The organism is Leisingera sp. ANG49 (genome assembly GCF_059694505.1).
Genome location: NZ_JCATZN010000001.1, coordinates 1,041,385 through 1,062,355 on the forward strand (window position 1 = coordinate 1,041,385; position 20,971 = coordinate 1,062,355).

21 protein-coding genes are annotated in these 20,971 nt (G+C 64.8%); 8 read left to right on the forward strand and 13 right to left on the reverse strand.

The features are described 5' to 3' along the window. Window positions 1–36: 36 nt before the first annotated feature. Window positions 37–432: a hypothetical protein gene (locus AC58NV_RS05205; protein ID WP_497226159.1), complete on the forward strand. Its 396-nt coding sequence runs from the start codon at window positions 37–39 to the stop codon at window positions 430–432. Window positions 433–473: 41 nt separating this feature from the next. Here the strand turns inward: AC58NV_RS05205 and xseA are convergent, their stop codons facing one another. Continuing rightward, entirely contained in the window at window positions 474–1,988 is a 1,515-nt protein-coding gene (gene xseA, locus AC58NV_RS05210) for an exodeoxyribonuclease VII large subunit (protein ID WP_497226160.1), read from the reverse strand. A gap of 135 nt (window positions 1,989–2,123) precedes the next feature. Between xseA and purD the strand changes: the two genes are divergently transcribed. Both purD and AC58NV_RS05220 read left to right on the forward strand, forming a co-directional pair. After that, entirely contained in the window at window positions 2,124–3,389 is a 1,266-nt protein-coding gene (gene purD / locus AC58NV_RS05215) for a phosphoribosylamine--glycine ligase (RefSeq protein WP_497226161.1), read from the forward strand. A gap of 255 nt (window positions 3,390–3,644) precedes the next feature. Then, window positions 3,645–4,130: a GNAT family N-acetyltransferase gene (locus tag AC58NV_RS05220; protein ID WP_497226162.1), complete on the forward strand. Its 486-nt coding sequence runs from the start codon at window positions 3,645–3,647 to the stop codon at window positions 4,128–4,130. Window positions 4,131–4,374: 244 nt separating this feature from the next. Here AC58NV_RS05220 and AC58NV_RS05225 read toward each other — a convergent pair whose 3' ends face one another. From AC58NV_RS05225 to AC58NV_RS05235, 3 genes are all read right to left on the reverse strand, one after another. After that, window positions 4,375–6,099: a DUF1217 domain-containing protein gene (locus tag AC58NV_RS05225; RefSeq protein WP_497226163.1), complete on the reverse strand. Its 1,725-nt coding sequence runs from the start codon at window positions 6,097–6,099 to the stop codon at window positions 4,375–4,377. A 241-nt stretch (window positions 6,100–6,340) separates the two neighbouring features. Further along, entirely contained in the window at window positions 6,341–7,114 is a 774-nt protein-coding gene (locus tag AC58NV_RS05230; RefSeq protein ID WP_497226164.1) for an FG-GAP repeat domain-containing protein, read from the reverse strand. 32 nt (window positions 7,115–7,146) lie between these two features. After that, a complete protein-coding gene (locus AC58NV_RS05235) occupies window positions 7,147–7,470 on the reverse strand; it encodes a 2Fe-2S iron-sulfur cluster-binding protein (RefSeq protein ID WP_039187507.1) in 324 nt (107 codons plus the stop codon). Between the two features lie 165 nt (window positions 7,471–7,635). On the opposite strand from AC58NV_RS05235, the gene AC58NV_RS05240 reads away from it, so the two are divergent. The 4 genes from AC58NV_RS05240 (at window position 7,636) to AC58NV_RS05255 (ending at window position 10,321) form a co-directional block, all read left to right on the forward strand. After that, window positions 7,636–8,082, forward strand: a complete 447-nt coding sequence (locus AC58NV_RS05240; protein ID WP_497226165.1) for an OB-fold nucleic acid binding domain-containing protein — start codon at window positions 7,636–7,638, stop codon at window positions 8,080–8,082. Between the two features lie 71 nt (window positions 8,083–8,153). After that, on the forward strand, window positions 8,154–8,693 hold the full coding sequence (locus AC58NV_RS05245) for a peptidoglycan-binding domain-containing protein (RefSeq protein ID WP_497226166.1): 540 nt from the start codon (window positions 8,154–8,156) through the stop codon (window positions 8,691–8,693). Between the two features lie 88 nt (window positions 8,694–8,781). Next, entirely contained in the window at window positions 8,782–9,450 is a 669-nt protein-coding gene (locus tag AC58NV_RS05250) for a Crp/Fnr family transcriptional regulator (protein WP_497226167.1), read from the forward strand. A 358-nt stretch (window positions 9,451–9,808) separates the two neighbouring features. Continuing rightward, the gene (locus AC58NV_RS05255) at window positions 9,809–10,321 is read left to right on the forward strand and encodes a class I SAM-dependent methyltransferase (RefSeq protein ID WP_497226168.1); all 513 of its coding nucleotides are present in this window, start codon (window positions 9,809–9,811) and stop codon (window positions 10,319–10,321) included. Window positions 10,322–10,397: 76 nt separating this feature from the next. On the opposite strand, the gene AC58NV_RS05260 is transcribed toward AC58NV_RS05255, so the two are convergent. The 6 genes from AC58NV_RS05260 to rpiA all read right to left on the reverse strand — a co-directional run bounded on the left by AC58NV_RS05260 (window position 10,398) and on the right by rpiA (window position 16,747). After that, window positions 10,398–11,885 (reverse strand): Do family serine endopeptidase, encoded by a 1,488-nt coding sequence (locus tag AC58NV_RS05260; protein WP_497226169.1) that lies wholly within the window; start codon window positions 11,883–11,885, stop codon window positions 10,398–10,400. Window positions 11,886–12,128: 243 nt separating this feature from the next. Beyond that, complete coding sequence (locus AC58NV_RS05265) at window positions 12,129–12,323, reverse strand: DUF2065 domain-containing protein (protein ID WP_366663009.1); 195 nt, start codon at window positions 12,321–12,323, stop codon at window positions 12,129–12,131. Beyond that, window positions 12,323–13,204 (reverse strand): protease modulator HflC, encoded by an 882-nt coding sequence (gene hflC, locus AC58NV_RS05270; protein ID WP_497226170.1) that lies wholly within the window; start codon window positions 13,202–13,204, stop codon window positions 12,323–12,325. The genes AC58NV_RS05265 and hflC overlap by 1 nt, the downstream gene beginning before the upstream one ends. Then, on the reverse strand, window positions 13,204–14,343 hold the full coding sequence (gene hflK, locus AC58NV_RS05275) for an FtsH protease activity modulator HflK (RefSeq protein ID WP_497226171.1): 1,140 nt from the start codon (window positions 14,341–14,343) through the stop codon (window positions 13,204–13,206). The genes hflC and hflK overlap by 1 nt, the downstream gene beginning before the upstream one ends. Window positions 14,344–14,410: 67 nt before the next feature. Beyond that, window positions 14,411–15,766, reverse strand: coding sequence for a glutathione-disulfide reductase (gor, locus tag AC58NV_RS05280; protein ID WP_497226172.1), 1,356 nt, complete (start codon window positions 15,764–15,766; stop codon window positions 14,411–14,413). A 192-nt stretch (window positions 15,767–15,958) separates the two neighbouring features. Then, window positions 15,959–16,747, reverse strand: coding sequence for a ribose-5-phosphate isomerase RpiA (gene rpiA / locus AC58NV_RS05285; protein WP_497226173.1), 789 nt, complete (start codon window positions 16,745–16,747; stop codon window positions 15,959–15,961). Between the two features lie 139 nt (window positions 16,748–16,886). On the opposite strand from rpiA, the gene AC58NV_RS05290 reads away from it, so the two are divergent. Next, entirely contained in the window at window positions 16,887–17,663 is a 777-nt protein-coding gene (locus tag AC58NV_RS05290) for a methyltransferase domain-containing protein (protein WP_497226174.1), read from the forward strand. 380 nt (window positions 17,664–18,043) lie between these two features. On the opposite strand, the gene AC58NV_RS05295 is transcribed toward AC58NV_RS05290, so the two are convergent. The 3 genes from AC58NV_RS05295 to AC58NV_RS05305 all read right to left on the reverse strand — a co-directional run bounded on the left by AC58NV_RS05295 (window position 18,044) and on the right by AC58NV_RS05305 (window position 20,954). Then, on the reverse strand, window positions 18,044–18,703 hold the full coding sequence (locus AC58NV_RS05295) for an FMN-dependent NADH-azoreductase (protein ID WP_497226175.1): 660 nt from the start codon (window positions 18,701–18,703) through the stop codon (window positions 18,044–18,046). Window positions 18,704–18,798: 95 nt separating this feature from the next. Then, entirely contained in the window at window positions 18,799–20,070 is a 1,272-nt protein-coding gene (locus AC58NV_RS05300) for an amidase family protein (protein ID WP_497226176.1), read from the reverse strand. Beyond that, window positions 20,067–20,954, reverse strand: a complete 888-nt coding sequence (locus AC58NV_RS05305; protein ID WP_259958133.1) for a polysaccharide deacetylase family protein — start codon at window positions 20,952–20,954, stop codon at window positions 20,067–20,069. Before AC58NV_RS05305 ends, AC58NV_RS05300 begins: the two co-directional genes overlap by 4 nt. Between the last annotated feature and the right edge of the window lie 17 nt (window positions 20,955–20,971).

Below are 20,971 nucleotides of genomic sequence, written 5' to 3' on the forward strand. Positions count from 1 at the left end.
TTGGTGCAAACGGCAGTCCTGAGGCACAATGGCTTCATGCGCACATTGATGATTCTCCTGTTGGCAGCCCTGCCCGCCCCGCTGGCGGCAGGCGAAAGGCTGAGCGCGAGCGAGTTCGACCGCTACACCCAGGGCCGCACGCTGTTCTACGGCTTCGGCGGCGCCATGTACGGGGTCGAACGCTACCTGCCCAACCGCCGGGTGATCTGGTCCTTCCTCGATGGCAAATGCCAGGAAGGCCGCTGGTACGAGGAGGCAGGCCGGATCTGTTTCATCTACGAAAACCGCGATGATCCGCAGTGCTGGACCTTCGAGCTGACGCCCCGCGGCCTGACCGCCCGGTTCGAGGACGACCCGGCCTCGACAGAGCTCTACGAGGCCGAGGACATCGGCGAAGAGATGATGTGCTACGGCCCCGACGTCGGCGCCTGAGACAGTCCCCAGCGCATCACCAATTCAGGACGATACAGCAGCTAGAACAGCGAGCCCTGGCTGCCACCGCCCTCTGCCGGCGGTTTCGGCGCAGCTTTCTTCGGCGCCTGCGCGGCCGCACCGCCCTCCAGATCCAGCGTGCCGTCGGCAAATTCGATCTGCAGGGCGTCTGCCTTGGCGGCGGCGGCTCTGGTCGTCAGGATCTCTTCTCCCGAGCGCACCACCGCATAGCCGCGCTCCAGCGTCGCCTTGTAGCTGAGGATCTCCAGCTGGCGCCCCGTGGCCGTCAGCGCCTGGCGCTGGCGGTCGATGCGCGCGGCCTGCGCCGTATCCAGCCGCTGCGACAGCCGCGTCAGCGCATCCTTCTGCGCTGCCATCTCCCGCTGGATCGGGCGCAGGCTCAGGCGCGAGGCCAGATTCTGCAGCCGGTCGCGCCGCCCCTGCACCAGCTGGCGCAGGGTGGCCGGGCGCAAGGACGCCGCGGTTTCGCTCAGATGCACCCGGCGCCGCTGCACGCCGCTGATCAGCGCCCCGGGCAGCCGGTCGGATATCCGGTCCAGCCGCTGGCGCGGGGTTTCCAGCAATGTGTCGGGTTTAGGCAGCGCGCGGGCCAGATCGTTCAGCCGCTGGCGCCGCAGCTGCACCGCCTGGCCCGCAGCACGGGTCAGCCGCGCGCCCTGGTTTTCACTCCACGCCATCAGTTCCAGCCGCACCGGCACCGCAAGCTCCGCCGCCGCGGTCGGGGTCGGCGCGCGACGGTCGGACACGAAGTCAATCAGCGTTGTATCCGTCTCATGCCCGACGGCAGAGATCAGCGGGATCTGCGAGGCGGCGGCGGCACGGGCCACGATCTCCTCGTTGAAGCCCCACAGATCCTCGATCGAGCCGCCGCCGCGGGCCACGATGATCAGATCGGGCCGCGGCAGCGCGCCGCCCGGCGTCAGCCGGTTGAAGCCCTCGATGGCGCGGGCGACCTCGGGCGCGCAAGTTTTCCCCTGCACCGCCACTGGCCAGACCAGCACCTTGCGCGGGAAGCGGTCGCGCAGGCGGTGCAGGATATCGCGGATCACCGCGCCCGAGGGCGAGGTCACCACCCCGATGATCTGCGGCAGATAGGGCAGCGCCTTCTTGCGCTCTGGCGCAAACAGGCCTTCCGCTTCCAGCTGCTTCTTGCGCTTTTCCAAGAGCGCCATCAGCGCGCCCTGGCCGGCAACCGCGACCTCATCGACGTTCATGTTGTACTTGGACTGCGCCCCGAACGCGGTCAGGCGGCCGGTGACAACAACCTCCAGCCCTTCCTCCGGCACCACCGACAGGCCGCTGATCTGCCCCTTCCACGTCGTGCAGGCCAGCACCGAGCGGTCATCCTTGATGTCGTAGTAGAGATGCCCGGAGCGCGCCTTGAACACCCGCCCGACTTCGCCGCGCACCCGGATGCGCCCGAAGGTGCCCTCCAGCGTGCGTTTCACCTCGCCGGAAATCTCGGAAACGGTGAATTCCGGGGCGTTCTGCCCGGGCCGGTCAGAGGGGACTGGGTCGTCAAACAGGTCGGACATCGGGGGCTGCTCTCCTGCGGCCTTTGGCCGGTCTTGTTTTGAAGTCGCGCGCAGCATAGAACGCGCGGCAAGCAAGGCAAGCCCCGGGTCGCGGCCCGCGGGCCACAGGGCTCAGGCAGATCGGAGAATGCGCCAATGAACATCCTTATCCTCGGCAGCGGCGGGCGTGAACATGCACTGGCCTGGGCCGTGATGCAGAACCCTAAATGCGACAAGCTGATCGTGGCACCGGGCAATGCCGGCATCGCCCAGATCGCCGATTGCGCGTCGTTTGACATCGAGGACGGCGGCACAGTGGCGGCGTTCGCCGAGGAAAACGCCATCGACTTCGTGATCGTCGGCCCCGAGGCGCCGCTGGCCGCGGGCGTGGCCGACCGTCTGCGCGAGGCCGGCCTCCTGGTGTTCGGCCCGTCCGAGGCCGCCGCCCGGCTGGAAGCCTCCAAGAGCTTCACCAAGGAAATCTGCGACGCGGCAAACGCCCCCACCGCAGGCTACGGCCATTTCACCGATGCCGAGGCCGCAAAGGCGCATGTGCGCCAGCACGGCGTGCCCACCGTGGTCAAGGCTGACGGGCTGGCGGCAGGCAAGGGCGTGATCATCGCCATGACGGAGGAGGAAGCCCTCGCCGCCGTCGACGACATGTTCGGCGGCGCCTTCGGCGGTGCCGGCGCCGAGGTGGTGATCGAGGAATTCATGGAAGGCGAAGAGGCCTCCCTGTTCGTGCTGGTGGATGGCGAGGACGTGCTGGCGATCGGCTCCGCCCAGGACCACAAACGCGTCGGCGAGGGCGACACCGGCCTCAACACCGGCGGCATGGGGGCGTATTCCCCGGCCCCGGTTCTGTCACCTGAGGTCGAGGCGAAGGCGATGGAAGAGATCGTGAAGCCCACCATGCGGGTGATGGCGGAACGCGGCATGCCCTATCAGGGGGTTCTGTATGCGGGCCTGATGATCAAGGACGGCCAGCCGCGCCTGGTGGAATACAACGTCCGTTTCGGCGACCCGGAATGCCAGGTGCTGATGATGCGCCTCGGCGCGCAGGCACTGGACCTGATGCACGCGGCGGCTGAGGGCCGCTTGGGCGAAGCGCAGGTGAACTGGGCGGACGATCACGCGATCACCGTGGTGATGGCGGCTGAAGGGTATCCTGGCTCGTATGAAAAAGGCTCCGGGATCAAGGGCCTGGACGCCCTGCCCGAGGACAGCAGCAACATGGTGTTCCATGCAGGCACCAAGGCGCAGGACGGCAAGGTGCTGGCGGTTGGCGGCCGGGTGCTGAACGTGACCGCCCGCGGCGAATCCCTGCAGGAAGCCCGCGACCGCGCCTATGCGATGGTGGACGGGATCGACTGGCCGCAGGGCTTCTTCCGCCGCGACATCGGCTGGCGGGCGCTGAAGTAACCCCGGGCTTGTTGCCGGGACGGCTCCCGCCTGCTCCCGGCCAATCACAGATTGCCCTTCACAGTTGGGCGTGGCCGGGCGCTGCCGCGCCCGGCGGCCCGCGCTCTGGCAGGCGCAGGCATCTTCTCCTCCTCCGGATTTGCCCGCACCGCAGCGGCGGGATATCCTGCCGGACAGGAAGGACACCCCCATGACGCGCAAAACTGCCATCTGCCGGCCGCGATTGCCCGGTCCGCCTGCTGACGGGGATAGCCAATGACCGCCCCCCGCCGGCTTGCGCCCGATGACCCCAGCCTCGTTGACGTGCTCGACCTGATCCGGCGCAGCTTTGCCAGCATGGAGGGGCGCATCGATCCGCCCTCCTCCATGCACCTTCTGACGCTGGCCGCCCTGCAGGACCAATGCCGCAACGGCGAGATCTGGGGGATCGGCACCCCGCCCGCGGCCTGCATCTTCCTGACGCCCAGACCCGATTGCCTCTATCTGGGCAAGCTGGCGGTGGACGAAACCCATCGCGGCACCGGGCTCGCCCGCGCGCTGGTGGAACTGGCCGCAACCCGTGCTGAGGCAATTGGCCTGCCGCTGCTGCGGTTGCAGACCCGGGTCGAGCTGACAGAAAACCACGCCGCCTTTGCCCGGATGGGATTCCGCAAGACCGGGGAAACCGCGCATCCGGGGTTTGACAGGCCAACCTCGGTGACAATGGAAAAGCCTGTGCCCGGCAGCCCGGCCCGCAGCTGAGCAGCGGGCTGGCGCTGCCGGAGGCAAGGCAGCCCGGCCGCTGCTGAACAGTTCCCGCCCGGCTTCGGGCCGATCCAGGTAGCCCGCACTCTCCCATGACGAACCCTGCTGAACCGGCCGGACAGCCTGCCTGCCACGCAGCCTCAATAGCAGGACGAAGCGGAAACAGGTCCCCCCGGAAAGCCGCGCCAGGCCATCAGGGCGGCACCGCGAGACCGCAGATCAAGCCCCTGCAGCCGTCCCCTTAGAAACCGCCGATATCCGTCATCAGCAGGAACCGCCTGCGGAACTGATCCAGCATGTCCGGCTCCAGCAATTCCGCCGGATGGGTCGTGCCGAAGGCGGCAAAGGTCCGGTCCTTCATCTCCACCAGCTGGCGCTCGATATCCAGCTGGCCAAAGCTGGAGGGCAGCACCAGCGCGGTCTCGAACACGGTGCGCAGCGGCGGCGATCCCATGATGTTGTACCAATGGGCGTTTTCGCTGCCGCCTTCGTCCACCACCGCCTGCAGCTCGCGCTCGAACGCCAGCGCCAGCCGCATGTTGGGGTCGGACTCGCCGATGGCAACCTCGAACTGCCGGGTGGTGTAGAGATCGGCGATCTCTTCGGCAAAGCCGTCCGGATAAACCTGCGCCTCCGCTCCCTTGTTGAAAGAGAAGGCGTAAGCCATTGCTTTCATGTTGTTGTCATGGTGCAGATTGGCATAGGAGATTTCCGAGGACAGATCGGAATCCAGCGTTTTGATCATGACATTGAAATCGCTGTCCCGGTGGCTCAGCCCGAAAATGTCCAGCGAGGCTTCGAACAGGTTGAGGTCAAAGACCACGTCCCTTGCCTCGGTCATGCTGTCCAGCTTGTCGGTGATCTCATCGGAGAACACCTGCATCTTGCTGACATGATCCGGCCAGGTGTTCTGGAACGCATCGGCAAAGTCGTAGTAGGCTAGGTTCTCCGGCTGGTTTACAAAGGAACTCGGATCGCTCAGGTCGGATTCCAGAATCTGGCGCAGAAAGTCCTCACCCCGGTCGCTGACGTTGAAGGTATCCAGCGCATCGGCCAGCAGCTCCGAGTTCAGCAGCAGCTCATCCGGGTCGGTCATCGCGTTGATGTCCGGGTAGCCGAAGCCGAACGCGCGGGAGACATTCAGGTACCGCGTATCCTCCAGCTGGTTCACAAAGGAATCCGGATCGGTAGTGTCCGAATTCAGCACCCGCCGCAGGAAGTCCGTGCTGGTGCGCTCCAGATCGAAGGTCTCGATCACCGCCTGCAGCAGTTCCTCATCCTCCAGGAGGTCGTCAGCACTGGCCAGCCCCTCGGTATGCTGGTTGAATTCCGAGACCAGCGCCTGGATGCTGTTTTCATACTCCGGCGGCTTGCCGAATTCGAACTGCCGGGCGAAATCGGCAAACCGGGTATCGGTCAGCTTGTTGGCAAAGGACTCCGGGTCGCTGAGGTCCGATTCCAGCACCTTCTGCAGAAAGAACTGATTGTTCTCCATGCCCTCCAGACCGGCATTGCTCAATGCCTTGCTCAGCAGTGCTGAGTTGGACAGCAGGTCGTCCGCGGTGGTGATGCCGGCAAATTCGCTGCCACCCTTGGCACTGGGCAGCTGCGGGCCGTCCGGGCTGTTGAAGCCAAAGGTCTTGGCCAGCGCCAGATAGCGGCTGTCATTGAGACGGTTCACAAAGGACTTGGAATCACTCAGGTCGGAATCCAGCACCTTCTGGATGAAGGCGCGGTTGTTGATGTCCTCGTCCAGGCCAAAGGCGCCCAGGGTCACTTGCAGCAGATTGTAGTCGTCCAGCAGCTCCTCCGAGCTCTGGACGCTGGTGATGCGCTGCGTGAAATCCTGCACCTGGCGGTCCAGAACAGGCGATTTTTCAAACACTTCCTGCTGCTGGGCCTGGGTCCGCTGCAAGAAGGTCCAGCCGGCGATCCCGGTGCCGAACACATAGGGTGTAAAACTCACGCGCGTGTCTCCTGTGAAAACATGCCCCAGCCGGCGCCGCCGGGCATTTCCCGTTTGCCGCAGGCTAACCGAAGGGTGGTGAATATTTCGGAAACGCCCGCGCGGCAGGGCTCAGGGCTGCCCGCACACAGAAGCAGCAGCGGCGCCGGGCAGCACAGATTTGAGCCTTTCCGGCGTTGGGCGCCGCAGTTGGGCGTGGCGCCGCGCGGCGCGCGGCACAGGCAGGCTGAACCGCCCGCACTCAGCGGCAGGCCAGCGCCGCTTCCAGACCTGTATTGGGGTCGAAGACGCCAATCTCCCGCGTGGTGATTTCATCCCCGCGCAGCCGCACCGCGATGATCCGGCGCCAGTCGCCGCTCACCATCACCAGCTCCGCCCCCCGGCCGCAATCGCGGATGCCGGAGGTGATGAAGTCTTCACCGATCCGGTGGTTGGTCAGCCCGGCCTTGCTGGCCACCTCTGTCAGCGCGCCTTTCCGGAACCGCCAGATGCGCAGGGTTTTCGCCAGATGCGGCCGGTCGACATAGGCGATCTCCACATACCCGTCGCCATCCAGATCCGCGGCGCCGACAGGTGCCAGCCAGCGGTTGCGGGTGCCGATATGCGGGGTTTCGGCGATCTTCTCGCCGCGCGCGCCATATATGGCCAGCTGGGCGCCCTGCGCCACATCGGTTTCGACCACCAGCACTTCCTGGCTGCCATCGCCGTCCACATCCGCCAGCCGCGGCGCAATGTCCTCGAACACATGATCCAGCGGCAGGCGGATCTGAATATCAGATGTCAGGTAGTCGGCCTTGAGAGACGCCCCGCTCGCCGCGGTGCTTGCAACCGTGAGCGTCAGCGAGCCGTATTCCACCCCATCGCCCAGCACGGCGTGGCCGTAGCGGGTGGTGGGATCGCCGTATTCCGCCGAGATCACCCCGGCCTGCGCCATCTGCGCAACCGGGCCGGCCATGGCCAGCCCCAGGCACAGCGCCATCCAGGCGCGGCGGACGGAACGGGGCCGGACGCGCATCCGCAGACGCCGCGCTGCCGCCCCCGCAGCCATCAGATCTGCTTTTCGGGCATATGCACCACCAGGCCGTCCAGCGCGTCGCTCACCTTGATCTGGCAGGTCAGGCGCGAGCGGGCCGGATCGGGCTCATAGGCGAAGTCCAGCATGTCCTCTTCCATGTCGTCCTTGGCCGGCAGCTTCTCGACCCAGTCCGGCGCGATGTAGACGTGGCAGGTCGAACAGGCGCAGGCGCCGCCGCAATCGGCCTCGATGCCCGGAATGTTGTTGTCGCGCGCGCCTTCCATCACGGTCAGCCCGCTGGCCACATCCACAACATGTTCGGTGCCGTTGTGCTCGATGTAAGTGATCTTTGCCATTGTCAGCTCTCTTCCCTTTTCCGGTACTTGCGCGACTGTGTAGCCAAGCGCCCGCGCCGGTGCCACCCCCAATTGCGACGCCGCCCTGCCGCTGCTGGACTTTCCGCCTCAATGTTCTATATTTGTTCACGTTCAAATTTTCTCAACCGCAGGGCCGTTTTCCTCATGCCAGCCCCCGCTCCAGCCGGCGCCGCCGTTGCCGCCGCGGCCGCGCTCAGCCCGCAAACCAACCCGCAGCCCTGGCCGCGCCCGCCCCATTGCCTGCCCGCCAACCGGCTGCAGGAGCCGCCGGAGAACGCCCGCATCACCGTCGCGGGCCTGGTGATCCTGCGCCAGCGCCCCGGCACCGCCAAGGGGGTGATCTTCGTCACGCTCGAGGACGAGACCGGCATCGTCAACGTGATCGTCTGGCGCAAGATCTACGAGGCCTTCCGCCGCGCGGTGATCTCCGGACGGATGCTGCGGGTCACCGGGCGGCTGCAGCGGGCGCATTCGGTCACCCATGTGATCGCCGAAGAGGTGGAGGATATTTCGCCGATGCTGGACCTTCTGCTGGCGGAGCAAGGCCGGACAGGCGATCCCGCCTTTGCGGACGGCTCCGAACTCGGCTAGGCTGCAGCCAAAGCAACGGCCCCAGCCCCGCCACGGGGACAGACTGAGGTGCCGGCAAGAGGCAACCGGGCATGACGCCATCCAATCTGATCCCCCGCCGGCGCCTGGCACCCGCCCTGCTGCTGGCAGCCCTGGCAGCGCTGCCCGCCTGCGTCCAGCCGCAGCCCGGCAGCCCCGGCAGCCAAGTTTCGCGCGAGGGCCGCTATGCCCCGCCCGGCGCGCCGCCCGGCACCTGCTGGAGCAAGCACACCTCCCCTGCGGTCATTGAAACCGTCACCAGCCAGGTGCTGGCCGAACCGGCGCAGCAGGACGCCAGCGGCCGGGTGATCCGCCCCGCAACCTTCCGCACCGAAACCCGGCAAGAGATCGTCACGCCGCGGCAGGAGCAGTGGATCGAAATCCCCTGCCCCGAAATGATGACCCCGGATTTCATCCGCACCATCCAGCGGGCGCTGGCGGCGCGCGGCCTCTACCGCGGCCCGGTGCATGGCCAGATGGACGCCGCCACCCGCAAGGCCGTGCAGCGCTACCAGGCGCCGCTGGGGCTGGACAGCGGCACCCTGACGCTGGCCTCCGCCCGCAGGCTGGGGCTGGTTGCCGTCGCGGGCTGAACCGCGCGGTTCAGCTGCCCGGTTCCCAGCCGGCGAACCCTCTGCTAAGGTCCGCGCACCGGGCAACAGACGCAAAGAGACACACACCATGCTGACCACCCGCCTGCCGGACACCGGCTTTCTCTCCGGTGCCTCCGGCCCGCTGCGCCGGATGCTGGAGAGCCAGGCCACCGAGGTGCGCCTGCGCCAGGGCGAGGTGCTGTTCGAGCAGGGCGATGCAGGCGATGCGCTCTATGCGATTGCCGAAGGCGCGCTGGAGTTCTCGGTGCTCTCCGCCTCGGGCCGCAAGCTGTCGCTCGACATGATGCGCCCCGGCGCGGTGTTCGGCGAGATCACCCTGTTTGACCCGGGCGAGCGCACCGCCACCGCCATCGCCGCAGAGCCCAGCCGGGTCTTGCGGCTGCGCAGCGGCGACGTGCTGGCGCAGATCCGCCAGCACCCCGACCTGGCCGCCGACCTGCTGCGGCTGGCCGGCCAGCGGATGCGCTGGATGAACACCCAGCTCAATGAGCAGGTGTTCCTGCCGATGCCGGTGCGGCTGGCGCGCAAGCTCTTGTACCTCGCGCCTGAAACCAGCGACGGCCGTATCGCGCTGTCGCAGGCGGAGCTGGCGGAATTTGTCGGCGCCACCCGCGAGGCGGTGTCCAAGACACTCTCCGCCTGGAAGCGCAGCGGCCTCGTGGGCATCAGCCGCGGCGGCGTGCAGATCCTCGACCGCGGCGAGCTGGCGGTGCTGGCGGAGCCGGATTCGATCTGATCCCGTCTCCCGGCGCAATTTTCCGCAACAAAATCCGCTCTCTGTAATCCCGGTCACAGAACCCGGCGCCGCCCCGCGCCATAACGCCTGCATAGACGGCCATTATCCGTTCCATCCCAATGGCCGCCTGTCCAACAAGAGCCATGTACCCGCCAGCGCATGGCTCTTCCCCTTTTGCGCATCAGCTGTCCCGCACAATCCCGGAAAACAGCTGCCCGCCCCTCATGCGCAAGCGCAATAGCTCTCCGAAGACCTTTGCCAAGACTTTTAAAAAGTCTTGGCTCCCTCCGCCGCCCCCCCTCTTGTTCAAAGAATATTCACTTAGCCATTCCCGGACCCCGCCGCTACGGTGCCGCGCATGGCTTATGACTACGACAGACTCTACCGCGAAACCCCGGACGCGCTGGGGGCGCCGTCCCCCGCCTTCACCGCCTTTTTCCAGCGGCTGACCGCACAAGGACTGGACGTTCTGGATGCGGGCTGCGGCCAGGGCCGGGATGCGCTGTTCATCGCCCGCCTGGGCCACCGGGTGACAGGGTTGGATATTTCCCCGCACGGCATCCGGGACATGCTGGCCGCCGCGCAGCGGGAAGACCTTGATGTCACCGGCATCGCCGCCGATCTCACCACATGGACGCCGGACAAGGACTTCGACATCCTGCTGTTCGACCGCACCCTGCACATGCTGGCCGCGCCCCAGCGGCGGGCGCTGCTGGACCGCTGCCTGCCGCATGTGCGGCCCGGCGGCCGGGTGCTGATTGCGGATGAGCCGCGCAATCTGGAGGACTTCCGCCAGATCTTTGCCGCCCGGAATGCCGCCTGGCGCACGGCAAAGGACAGCCGCGGCCTGCTGTTCATGCAGCGGGTTTGAATCCCCCTCCGCAGCAATGCAAAAGGCCGGGCGCTGGCCCGGCCTTTGCTTGTGTTTCAGCAGCTCCCGCCCCGGATCACTCGGACAGGTTCAGCGCCACGAAGCGCGGCTCGCCGCCGCGGCGCACCAGCAGCAGCAGCGACTTGCGCCCGGCCTCCTTGGCCTCGCTGACGCGCGCCTCCAGATCGCTGATCGAGGCCACCTTCTGCTGGCCCGCCTCGGTGATCACGTCACCGGCGCGCAGGCCCTTTTCCCAGGCCTCGGAGGTCTCATCCACCGCCAGCACCGCCAGCCCCTGGACATCCTCCGCCACGTTCAGCTCGCTGCGCAGCTGGTCGGTCAGCACGCCCACCGACAGGCCCAGCAGCTCTTTCTCGGTGCTGCCCGGCGCATCGCCATCGCCGCCCTGGCTGGCGGGGCCGCGCTCAGCATCCTCACGGCGGCCCAGGGTCACCCGCAGGGTCTCGGTCTTGCCTTCGCGGTAGACCACCACGCGCACGGTCTTGCCGACCTCGGCATTGCCGACCTGGCGCACCAGGCCGCGGGTGTCCTTCACGTCGACGCCGTCAAAGCTGACGATCACGTCGCCGGCCAGCACACCGGCATCCTTGGCCGGGCCGTTCGGCACGTCAGTGACCAGCGCGCCGCGGGCCTTGTCCAGGCCCATCGCCTCCGCCAGGTCGCTGTCCACATCCTGGATCTTCACACCCAGCCAGCCGCGGCGGGTCTCGCCGAATTCCTTCAGCTGCGCGACCACCTTGACCACCACGTTGGAGGCCATCGAGAAGCCGATGCCGATGGAGCCGCCGTTGGGCGACAGGATCGCGGTGTTCACGCCGACCACATCGCCGTCCATGTTGAACAGCGGCCCGCCGGAGTTGCCCCGGTTGATCGCCGCATCGGTCTGGATGTAGTCGTCATAAGAGCCCGAAAGCTCGCGGTTGCGGGCCGACACGATGCCTGCGGACAGCGAGAACCCCTGCCCCAGCGGGTTGCCCATCGCCACCACCCAGTCGCCGACCCGGGCGGTGTCGCTGTCGCCGAACTTGACGTATTTCAGCGGCGACGGCGCCTCGACCTTCAAGAGCGCAATGTCGGTGTTGGGATCGGTGCCGATCACCTTGGCCGGCAGCAGCTCCTTGGGCTGGCCTTCGCCGGGGAAGAACTCGATCTCGATCTCGTCGGCGCCGTCGATCACGTGGTTGTTGGTGACGATATAGCCGTCCTCGGAGATCACGAACCCGGAGCCCAGCGCAGAGGAGCGGCGCGGCCGGGTGCCATTGCCGTTGCGGTCCTGGAACTCGCGGAAGAAATCCTCGAACGGCGAGCCTTCCGGCACGATTCCCTGCGGGCCGGTGCGCCCTTCGACAACGGTGCTGGTGGTGATGTTGACGACCGCCGGGCTCACCCGTTCGGCCAGCGGGGCCAGGCTTTCGGGCCGGGCCATTGCGGCCGCCGCCTGCATCAGCAGGACCGCCATGGCCAGCACCGCAAGCCAGGCCAGCCGTATCATCGCGCTGCTGCCGCTTGCCCGGCCGGAAATTGCAATTGCCTGTGGCTGCACGGATCTACTCCTTGTCTTATTCAATTCTTCTGCCCCGCCCGGGTCGGCGCAAATACCGCAGATGCCAGGCAGAGTCTTATGGACCCAATGTAGGAACTCTCCCCGGTCCCGCAACAAATGTTGCACGGAATAAAGCCGCTGTGATCCGGTTTTCACCCGGCAAAGGCGGGGGAGGCCCTGCTGAGACCACCCTATCAGGGAAAGCTTACGGATTCGCTGAAAATCTGAGGGGAAAAGCGCGGCTCAAAACCCAAAATGGAAGGCCAGCCAGACCAGGATCAGCCCCAGCGCCAGCGCCGCCAGCCCGGCATTGCGGCGCTGCTCCTCGGTCAGGGCGCGCAGCATCTCCAGCAGCCGCTCCACAAGCGAAGGGGCCAGTGCGTACACCAGCCCCTCTGCAATCAATACCAGCCCGAGGGCCAGGAGGATGAACCCCATTACTGCGTCGCTGTCTTGCCGTCCGAGGACTTCAGGTAGTTGAAGAACTCGTTGTCCGGCGACAGCACCATCGAGGAATTGCCCGCCAGCAGCGAATTCGCATAGGCGTTCAGCGAGCGGTAGAACTCGAAGAACTCGGCGTCGCGGCCATAGGCCGAAGCAAAGATCGCGTTGCGCTCGGCATCCGCCTCACCGCGGATCACCTCGGCCTCGCGTTCGGCTTCCGACACCAGCTCGACCTCGGTCCGGTCGGCCTGGGCGCGGACACGCTGCGCCGCCTCTTCACCGCGGGCGATCTCGTCCGCCGCTTCCCGTTCGCGCTCGGCGCGCATCCGGGCAAAGGTGGCTTCCAGGTTGGCCTGCGGCAGGTCGGTGCGCTTCAGCCGCACGTCGATCACCTCAAGGCCCAGCTGGCGCGCCTGGGTGATGGCGCCGTTGCGGATCCTCAGCATCAGCGCGAAACGGTCCGAGGACAGGATGTCGTTTGAGCTGACGGAGCCCAGCACCTCGCGGGTCTGCGCCCGCATGATCTTGTCCAGCCGCAGCTCAGCACCGCCGATGCCGCCGCCGCCGACCGCCTGGCGGAAGGTTTCCACATTGGCGATCCGGTAACGGGCGAAGGCGTCCACGATCAGGCGACGGTCATCCAGCGGGGTGACCTCCAGCGGGCCGACTTCCAGGCTCAGGATGCGGTCGTCATAGCGCACCACATTGTCGATCACCGGCAGCTTGAACGCCAGGCCCGGGGTTTCCTTGACATCGACCACCCGGCCAAAGCGCAGCACCAGCGCCTTTTCACGCTCGTCGACGATGAAGATCGCCGACAGCACCGCAATCGCCGCAACCACCAGGATGGGCAGAAGAAGAGTAGATTTCCGCATCAGTTGCCCCCCTGCGGCTTGCGCAGCTCATTGAGCGGCAGATAGGGCACGACGCCCTGGCCTTCGCCGCCTGCGTTCTCATCCAGGATGATCTTGTCGACCCGGCTCAAAACCTCTTCCATGGTTTCCAGGTACAGGCGCTTGCGGGTCACTTCCGGCGCTTTCTGGTATTCCGCCAGAACCGCGCTGAAGCGGCTCGCCTCACCCTGGGCCTCGTTCACCACGCGGGCGCGGTAGGCCTCAGCCTCTTCCAGCGTCTGCGCCGCCTGGCCGCGGGCGCCTGCCAGCTTGCGGTTGGCATAGGCGTCGGCCTGCTTCTCCAGCCGGTCGCGCTCCTGGCCCGCGGACTGCACTTCGCGGAAGGCGTCCTTCACCGGCTCCGGCGGGTCGGCGCCGTCAAAGTTCACCCGGACGATGTTCACGCCGCTGTCGTAGCTGTCCAGCGTCGATTGAATCAGCTCTTCCAGACGGGCGGTGATGGCGCCGCGGTCTCGGTTCAGGATCGGCGCCAGCTCGGACTGGGCGATGATCTCGCGCATCGCCGATTCCGACACCGCGTTGATGGTCGAGCGCGGGTCGCGCAGGTTGAACAGGAACCGCGCCGGGTCGGAGATGTTCCACACCACCTGGAAATCCACGTCGATGATGTTCTCATCGCCGGTCAGCATCAGTCCGGCATCCGATCCGCGGGCGCCGGAACCGATGTTCTCGGTCTGCTCCACCCGCACCGGGATCACCTCCTTGGTGACCAGCGGCCAGGGCGCAAAGTTCAGGCCCGGCTGCCCGGTCGAGGAATACTCGCCCAGGAACAGTTCCACCGACTGCTCTTCCGGCTTGACGGTATAGATGCTGGCAAAACCCCACAGCACCGCGCCGGCGATGACCGCCAGCCCCACCGTGCCCTTGGTGAACAGCGGCGCGCCGCCGCCCGGGCCGCCGCGCCCGCCGCGGCCGCCGCCGGAGCCGCCGCGCCCGCCCATCAGCACGCGCAGCTGTTCCTGGCCTTTCTTCACCAGCTCATCGATTTCGGGGATCTGCGGATCCTCGGGCTTGCGCCCGCCGCCGTTGTTGCCCCGGTTGCCGCCACCGCCGCCGGAGGAGCCACCGCCCCCCCATGGGCCACCGCTATTGCCCGCCATATGTCTCCTATCCGTTTGCTGCCGCCCGAAGGGGGCATGTGAGTTCTATTCTTGCCGGTTTGCCCGCTCAGGTCGAGCGCACCGGAGTCTTCAGGGTTACCAACTCTTCCGACATTGTCGGGTGCACCGCAACCGTGCGGTCGAAATCTTCCTTGGTTGCACCCATTTTTACGGCGATTCCCGCCATCTGGATCATCTCGCCCGCGCCAGGTGCGACGATATGGCAGCCCAGCACCTTGCGGGTGGCCTTCGAGACGATCAGCTTCATAAGCACCCGCTGCGCCCGGCCCGCAAAGGCCTGCTGCATCGGTTTGAAGGAGGTGGCATAAACCTCGATCGGCTCCTGCTCGCTTGCCTCTTCCTCGCTCAGGCCGATGGTGCCCATTTCCGGCTGGGTGAAGATCGCGGTCGGGATCAGCTCATGGTCGGGGCTGGTCGGGTTGCCCTTGAACACTGTCTCGACAAAGGCCATCGCCTCGCGGATCGCCACCGGCGTCAGCGCCACCCGGTCGGTCACATCGCCAATCGCGTAGACCGACGGCACCGAGGTCTGGCTGTATTCATCCACGATGATCTCGCCCTTGCGGCCGCGCTCCACGCCGATCTCCTCCAGCCCGAGGTTGTCGGCATTGGGGTGGCGGCCGGTGGCATACATCACCTTGTCGAACAACCGCTCCTGGCCGTTGGTCGACTTGACCCAGATCTTGTCGCCTTCCTTGCGCATCTCCAGAACGTTGGTGCCCAGATGCACGTCGATGCCCGCCTGGCACATCTCCTCGCTGATCAGCCCGCGCGCCTCGTCGTCGAAACCGCGCAGGATCTGCGCGCCGCGGTAGAACTGCGTGGTGTTGACGCCCAGCCCGTTCATGATACCCGCAAACTCGCTGGCGATATAGCCGCCGCCGACGATCAGCAGGCTTTCCGGCAGCTTGTCCAGGTGGAACATCTCGTTCGAAGTGATCGCCAGCTCCGAGCCAGGAAACTCCGGCACCGTCGGCCAGCCGCCGGTCGCGATCAGGATGTGCTTGGCGGTCTTGCGGGTGCCGTCGGCCAGCTCCACCGTATGGGCATCGGCCAGTTTGGCACGGCTGTCAAAGCTCTCGACGCCGTTGTTCTTCAGGATGTTGCGATAGATACCTTCCAGCCGGTCCAGCTCGCCATGCAGCTTGCCCTTGAAGGCATCCCAGTTAAAGGCACCGGCCTTGATGTCCCAGCCATAGGCCTGCGCGTCCTCGACCATGCTGGAGTATTCAGACGCGAACACCATCAGCTTCTTCGGCACGCAGCCGCGGATCACGCAGGTGCCGCCATAGCGGTCCTCTTCGGCCAGCGCCACCTTGGCGCCTTCCTGCGCCGCCACGCGCGCCGCCCGCACCCCGCCGGAGCCGCCGCCGATGACAAACAGATCGTAATCAAAGCTCATGAAGTTCCGCCCTTTGCATTTCTTGAGAAGGTGTATCCCATAACGGACCACCAAACGCCATATGCCCAAGTGGGCGTTCCTGCACCGCATTCAACCTTTTGCATTGGATTTGCACAGGGTTGTGAGGCGAAAGGTCCCACTCAGCACGCCGAGGGCAGGACGGGCGCTGCCCCGCCTTCGGCCAGGCGGAACTCAATCCATCAGATCGGTGAACAGGTTGTCGGCCTCGGCAAAGTCCAGCTTGTCCTTCTCGACCGTGCCCTCGTTGATGTCGCGCACCTCGACCCGACCGTCGCCATAGCCGATCACCACCGTGTCGCAGATGTCGATGAACAGCCCGTTCTCGATCACCCCCGGAATCTGGTTCAGCACCAGCGCCAGCTGCCGCGCGTTGCCGATCCGCTTCAGATGCAGGTCGAGGATGTAGTTCCCCTCATCCGTCACAAACGGCGCCTCGCCGTTCATCCGCAGGGTGGAGTTGCGCCCCATCACATCCAACGACACCAGCGTCTCCTCGATCAGCGCCTGGCTGCTCTGCCAGCCGAACGGCAGCACCTCCACCGGCAGCGGGAAGGCGCCCAGCGTCTCCACCGACTTGCTGGCGTCCGCAATCACCACCATCTGGTCCGATGCGGTGGCGACGATCTTCTCCTGCAGATGGGCGCCGCCGCCGCCCTTGATCAGGTTCAGGTCCGGGTCGAACTCATCGGCGCCGTCGATGGTCATGTCCAGCCACTTGGCCTCGTCCAGCGACACCACGTTGATGCCCACGTCCCGCGCCAGCGCCGCGGTGCGGCTGGAGGTCGGCACCGCGGTGATCCGCAGCCCCTCCTTGCTCACCAGATCGCCCAGGCAGCGCACCAGCCAGGCGGCGGTGGACCCGGTGCCCAGCCCCACCCGCATGCCATCCTCGACCATCTCCGCCGCCCGCCTGGCCGCGACGAATTTCGCCTTGTCGATGGGGGACAGCTCTCCGGTCATCACAGGTCTCCAAGAATGGCTTGCCGGGCCGTTATAGGCGGTTAGCCGCTCACGCGCGAGGGGCATTTGCCCCCCGTCGCCGCCCGGCTGGAAATCCCGGCATTCCGCCCTAGTCCTCTAAACCTGACGGAGGGACATAATGCTGCAATTCGACCAGGAGACCACCCGCGTGCTGGAGGACGCCTATCAGGGCGCCGACATCTCCCGGCGGCGGCGGGCCAATTTCGATGCGCTGCAGCCGCAGCCCGGCGACCGCATTCTGGATCTCGGCTGCGGCAACGGGCTCTTGACGCTGGAGCTGGCCCGCACCGTCGGCCCCGCCGGCCATGTGACTGGGCTGGACGCTAGCCCCGACATGCTGGCCGCTGCCAGCCAGCGGCTGCAGGGGCGCGCAAACACCACCCTGACCGAAAGCGATGCCGCCCGCCTGCCGTTCGAGCCGGAAAGCTTCGACAAGGCGGTGTCGGTGCAGGTGTTCGAATACATCACCAGCCGCCGCCCGGTGCTGCGGGCCCTGCATCAGGTGCTGAAACCGGGCGGCCGCCTGGTGATCGGCGACATCCACTGGGACACGCTGGCCTGGCACAGCGACAACGCCGCGCGGATGCAGCGGTTCCTGGAGATCTGGGACGCCCATATGGCCGAACGCGCCATGCCCGCCCGGCTGCCGGAGGAACTGCGCGATTGCGGCTTCGCGCGCGAGGCGCTGCATCCGCTGACCATCTGCGACACCAGCCTGCGCCCGGACGGGCTGGCGATGATGATGATCCGGCTGATCCGCGCCTATGCGGTGGAGATCGGCGCCACCGACGCAGACGACGCCGCCGCCTGGGCACAGGAGCAGGAGGAACTGGCGCAGGAGGGCCGCTTCTTCTTCTCCCTCACCCATTTCGTCTGCACCGCCCGTCGCCTCTGAGCCGGTTATTGCTCTCCGGGCAACGGCCGGCCCAGCGAGTCAAGCAAACCTGTCTCGAACCGGCCGCTGGCTGCGGCTTTTCTGAACGCCCGCTGTGGCGGACAAACCTGCCGTTAAAACGCAGCATAGCAAAGTCCGCTTTCGAACCTGGAGTTCGAATACGGGGATGTTGATTCAAGAAATTGGTTTAAACTGTCTGCCAATCCGAAATGAAGGTTTACAACTACATTCGCTGCCGTTTCGTATCTTTAGCGACTTGAATCACTCAAGTAAGGGCGCAGGACACAACCACCTGCCTCACACACTTTGAGCTGTGACCAGTTGGAAATGTAGAACCTGTTCATTTCATCAGGTTCTACTTTCCATAAACTGGCTAGCGGTTAGGCAAGCTCACGCGCAATGTGACGTGCCTGGGCCTGAGCTGAGGCGACCGAAGCTTTGTGACGCTCATCGGCGAATTCCTGATACTCGGCCGCAGCTTCGAACATGCGGTCTGCGCCCAGGTACTTGCGCAATGTGCTGATATGCGCAGAAAGGTGACCCGAGTCATTGCGAATCCCACCATCCTCAAAGCCGAATTCGCCAGCCGATGTCAGCAGCACCAGGGTTTTGCCTGACATGATCGGTTCCAGAGGGAAGTCGCCGCGTGCCAAATCAAACGTAAACGTCTTGTTGATCCGGATGATCTGATCAAACCAAGCCTTCAGCGCTGCGGGCATGCCGTAGTTGTACATGGGCGTCGAAATCAGCAGGATGTCGGAGCGGTCGAGTTCGTCAATCAGCGTATCAGACAAGCCGACCAAAGCGCTCTGTTCAGGAGTGCGTTCCTCTTCTGCTGTGAAGACGGACGCGATCCAATCGTTGGAAATGAAATCCGGCGGGGTCATTCCGACGTCACGCAGAATGATTTCGACGTCCGGATCAACCGTTTTCCATTCTTCCACGAAACTGTCCGCCAAAGCGCGGGAAATGGAGTTATAGGCTGCAACAGGGTTGTCGGTGCGGCGTACGCTGGCGTCAATTCTCAGGATTGTGGTCATCTTGTCACCTAGTCAGTTTGCAATGATCCATTCAAAGGTGAAGCCAGGGACGCGCAGGTACAAATGAAGAGAATTCTGAATGGAGTGAACTGACCTCACCCATCTCTAATCGCTGAAAAAATCTTCTCCAGATGAGACGCCGTCGCAAGTACATCCGCGTCCCTGTTTGCGCCGCCGCTCAAGGATAGGCTGCTCCCCGGTCTCCGTTCTCCAAATGGAATGGAAATTGTTGGGGCATTGAGGAAAGCGGCTTTCATCGATACCGACAGGATAAGAGCGTTTTCCCGAGCAAAGACCCCTTTATCGCGGGTCACGGCCTGAACAGACGGCGGGTACGACGGCAATGTCGGGTAAAGCAGCATCTTCCCTGCCAGTTCCCTGCCAAAGTCCGGGATGAGGGCCCGCCGGATTTCCAGCAATGCCTGCAGATCAGTGCCAAGGATTGAAGCCGCCTGAGCAAGGCGATCCTGCACATTTGGGTCCAGTCTGGCCTGCTGGTCTCCGACCAGGTTTGGCAGAAGACGAAAGGCTTCGGCACTCACCAGCGTTCCATAGGTTTGGAAGATCTCCGTGACACAAGTGAAACTTCGGATATCAACCCTTTCCAATTCGAGGCCATGATCGGACAAATGCTGCAGGGCCTGTTCGTACATTGCTTTGATTTCCGGGGTAAATCCCGCTAGGGCATCTTCCCTCAGGCACAGAATTTGACGACAGGCGTGCCCGGTTTCTTTGCAATCCGACAAAACGCGATCCACAGCGCAAATCTGACTGACGTTCAAAGCGAGTGAGCCTGGCGTATCCAGAGAAGGCGCCAGAGGTAAAATCCCGGCGCTTTCATAGCGGTCCATAGTTGGGCGAAACCCAACCAGGCCCTGACAGGCGGCCGGAATGCGCACGGAGCCGGAGGTATCTGTGCCCAAGGCGATGTCGGCCAAGCCCAAGGCAACGGCTGACGCCGATCCGCTCGAGGACCCTCCAGGCACCATTGTGCTATCCAACGCATTCAGAGGGGTGCCGAAATGCGGATTGACTCCGAGCCCGGAGAAGGCGAACTCCGACATGTTCACATGGCCCAGAATGATCGCGCCCGCAGAACGGAGCCTTGCCACGATCGGGGCGTCATTGTCTGCTGGCTGAGGACAGATGGCCAAAGACCCCGCATGGCTTCGGAGCGCTTGCACGTCGATATTGGCCTTCACCGCAAGAAACTGGCCGTCCAACGGGCCAAGCAGCCTCCCTGCGGCCTGCCGCGCGGCGGCGGATCGGGCATCCTGCAACAGTCTTTCTGGCGCAACGCCAAGGAATACCTCGCGCTGCGCGTCGAGCGAAGCCAGGAAGTCGCGCGCCCGTTGAAGGATATTCATGCCGTCAGGACCGGAGCCTGATAATAGGGCAGCTCTTCAACCCGTACGCTTTGCCGGTCTGCCTCATATTGCGTGCGCACGTGTTGCGCGATCTCTCCGAGAGTGGCGAACCAGACGTCACCCCTGTTCAAGATAGTTTCCATCCAGTCTTCCACCTGCCGCCACCGCGCCAAACGCCCGGTCAGGAAGGGATGCCAGATGCCAATCCAGAAGCCGCCTTCTTCGTATTGGGCTTCGAATTCCTCCCAAAATGGGGTCAGCCCGGCGCGTGGCCCGGCGACGGGCATCATGTAGCCAATCTCCTCAAAATGGGCAAATTGCGGCCAGTCGTCGGTCCCCCAATGCGATGGAAGTTCGACCAATGTCCGCCCGCCGGATCGCATGAGATATGGCACATCATCCGCCATCAGCGAACTGTCATAGTCGAATTCATGCTTATTCAGCAGGTCGATGACGGCTTGCGTCACATTGTAAACCGGCGCGCGATAGCCTTTTGGCACATTGCCCAGAACCCGCTTATGCGACTCCAGCGCGCGTTCAAACCAATAGGCTTGTTCAGACGCGCTATGGTTTGTTGGATCTTCGTGCAAATAGCCATGATGGCCGATTTCATGACCATCTTTCAGGATGGCTTGCATAGCATCTGGATATTGCTCCACGACCCATCCGGGGGCGAAGAAGGACTGTTTCAGCCCGAGACGTTTGTAGGTTTCCAGAATCCGAGGGATAGCAACCGTCGGCCCGTAGCGCCCCATGGAGATCGGATAGAGGCGATCATGCCCGTCGACCGGCTTTGCGATATGGATCAGGCTGTCCGCATCGATATCAAAGGTGATCGCACAGGCGCATCGCGCGCCGTTCGGCCAGATAATTTTCTTCTGCATGGTCTTGCTCCTCTGTC

Excerpts from the sequence above, each read along its gene's own strand:
- AC58NV_RS05230 (WP_497226164.1), bottom strand. The coding sequence starts at position 7,114 with ATGCGCGTCCGGCCCCGTTCCGTCCGCCGCGCCTGGATGGCGCTGTGC.
- gor (WP_497226172.1), bottom strand. The coding sequence starts at position 15,766 with ATGAGCTTTGATTACGATCTGTTTGTCATCGGCGGCGGCTCCGGCGGG.
- hflK (WP_497226171.1), bottom strand. The coding sequence starts at position 14,343 with ATGGCGGGCAATAGCGGTGGCCCATGGGGGGGCGGTGGCTCCTCCGGC.
- AC58NV_RS05295 (WP_497226175.1), bottom strand. The coding sequence starts at position 18,703 with ATGACCACAATCCTGAGAATTGACGCCAGCGTACGCCGCACCGACAAC.
- AC58NV_RS05245 (WP_497226166.1), top strand. The coding sequence starts at position 8,154 with ATGACGCCATCCAATCTGATCCCCCGCCGGCGCCTGGCACCCGCCCTG.
- AC58NV_RS05305 (WP_259958133.1), bottom strand. The coding sequence starts at position 20,954 with ATGCAGAAGAAAATTATCTGGCCGAACGGCGCGCGATGCGCCTGTGCG.
- purD (WP_497226161.1), top strand. The coding sequence starts at position 2,124 with ATGAACATCCTTATCCTCGGCAGCGGCGGGCGTGAACATGCACTGGCC.
- xseA (WP_497226160.1), bottom strand. The coding sequence starts at position 1,988 with ATGTCCGACCTGTTTGACGACCCAGTCCCCTCTGACCGGCCCGGGCAG.
- AC58NV_RS05235 (WP_039187507.1), bottom strand. The coding sequence starts at position 7,470 with ATGGCAAAGATCACTTACATCGAGCACAACGGCACCGAACATGTTGTG.
- AC58NV_RS05255 (WP_497226168.1), top strand. The coding sequence starts at position 9,809 with ATGGCTTATGACTACGACAGACTCTACCGCGAAACCCCGGACGCGCTG.
- AC58NV_RS05205 (WP_497226159.1), top strand. The coding sequence starts at position 37 with ATGCGCACATTGATGATTCTCCTGTTGGCAGCCCTGCCCGCCCCGCTG.
- hflC (WP_497226170.1), bottom strand. The coding sequence starts at position 13,204 with ATGCGGAAATCTACTCTTCTTCTGCCCATCCTGGTGGTTGCGGCGATT.
- AC58NV_RS05240 (WP_497226165.1), top strand. The coding sequence starts at position 7,636 with ATGCCAGCCCCCGCTCCAGCCGGCGCCGCCGTTGCCGCCGCGGCCGCG.
- AC58NV_RS05300 (WP_497226176.1), bottom strand. The coding sequence starts at position 20,070 with ATGAATATCCTTCAACGGGCGCGCGACTTCCTGGCTTCGCTCGACGCG.
- rpiA (WP_497226173.1), bottom strand. The coding sequence starts at position 16,747 with ATGACCGGAGAGCTGTCCCCCATCGACAAGGCGAAATTCGTCGCGGCC.
- AC58NV_RS05265 (WP_366663009.1), bottom strand. The coding sequence starts at position 12,323 with ATGGGGTTCATCCTCCTGGCCCTCGGGCTGGTATTGATTGCAGAGGGG.
- AC58NV_RS05220 (WP_497226162.1), top strand. The coding sequence starts at position 3,645 with ATGACCGCCCCCCGCCGGCTTGCGCCCGATGACCCCAGCCTCGTTGAC.
- AC58NV_RS05290 (WP_497226174.1), top strand. The coding sequence starts at position 16,887 with ATGCTGCAATTCGACCAGGAGACCACCCGCGTGCTGGAGGACGCCTAT.
- AC58NV_RS05250 (WP_497226167.1), top strand. The coding sequence starts at position 8,782 with ATGCTGACCACCCGCCTGCCGGACACCGGCTTTCTCTCCGGTGCCTCC.